Genomic DNA, 1,259 nt, shown 5'->3' on the forward strand with positions numbered 1-1,259 from the left:
TGTACGGACCGGACACATGGTGGACAGGTGTGCGGAGACATGGTGGACACTTTCTGGCGAGCCAACTTCGCCGGAAATCCATCATGCCTTGGAACACGAGAGACACCATGAGCCTGAAAGAAGAGTTCGTTGCCTTGGCCAGGCAACCCGGCAGCAATAAAAGAGAGCTTTGCCGACGCTTCGGCATCAGTCCCCAAACGGGCTACAAATGGCTCAAGCGCCACGAAGTGCAAGGGCAGCAAGGACTACAGGAGATGTCCCGCCGACCGCTAACCAACCCAAAATTGACTCAGTCCGCGCTGGAGGCTGAAGTGATAAAGCTTCGACAAGAGCAGCCGAAGTGGGGTGGACGCAAGATCAGCAGCCATTTGAAAGGGCGTATCGCCCCCAGCACCGTCACTAATGTCTTGCATCGGCACGGGCTGATTCTGCCTCCTGAGAAAGGGTTGCCATCGAACAGACGTTTTGAACATGAAGCGCCTAATGACCTTTGGCAGATGGATTTCAAAGGGCACTTTCCAACACAACAAGGTCAATGCCATCCCCTGACCTTGTTGGATGATCACTCTCGTTTCAATTTGGCCATACAGGCATGTGCCAATGAACGTGGAATTACGGTGCAGGAGAAGATGATCGAGGTTTTTCAGCGCTACGGGTTACCTGCCCGCATCAACGTTGATAACGGGCCGCCGTGGGGCTCACCGCGAAATCCCGGGGAGATTACTGAGCTGAGCATCTGGCTGATCCGCCTGGGAATCAGGATAAGTTTCAGTCGGCCTCATCATCCGCAAACCAACGGTAAGATTGAGCGTTTCCATCGAACACTCAAAGCTGAAGTACTCAATGGCCGACACTTTCGCAGCTTGGTAGAAGCACAAACAGCTTTTGACCAATGGCGGGAGATCTACAATCACCAACGCCCCCACGAGGCCCTGAACTATCAAGTCCCCATGGATCGCTATCGCGTCAGTCCCTGGTTTTTCCCGCAGCAGCTATCGCCATTTGAATACGGACCGGACGACGTGTTGGCTAAGGTCTATCACAGTCGATTTCGCTTTCGGAAACGCTATTTCAGCATCGCCAAAGGTTTGGCTGGGCACATCATTGCAATACGTCCTCACGACAACAGTGATGTGTTGTTTAACGTCTATTTTTGCCATCACCTATTGCGAACCATCGACCTAAATGAGCCGGACTATGGTCCATAATGTGTCCACCATGTCCCCGCACATGTGTCCACCATGTGTCCGGTCTGTACA

The 1,259-nt window shown here is 52.8% G+C and carries 1 protein-coding gene; it reads left to right on the forward strand.

Annotated features, from left to right (window positions below):
• Nucleotides 1–83: 83 nt before the first annotated feature.
• Nucleotides 84–1,208, forward strand: coding sequence for an IS481 family transposase (locus tag LXM55_RS32300; RefSeq protein ID WP_233324190.1), 1,125 nt, complete (start codon nt 84–86; stop codon nt 1,206–1,208).
• The last annotated feature ends 51 nt before the right edge of the window (nt 1,209–1,259 follow it).

This window comes from Pseudomonas sp. Au-Pse12 (genome assembly GCF_021341665.1).
Lineage (GTDB): Bacteria > Pseudomonadota > Gammaproteobacteria > Pseudomonadales > Pseudomonadaceae > Aquipseudomonas.

Excerpts from the sequence above, each read along its gene's own strand:
- LXM55_RS32300 (WP_233324190.1), top strand. The coding sequence starts at position 84 with ATGCCTTGGAACACGAGAGACACCATGAGCCTGAAAGAAGAGTTCGTT.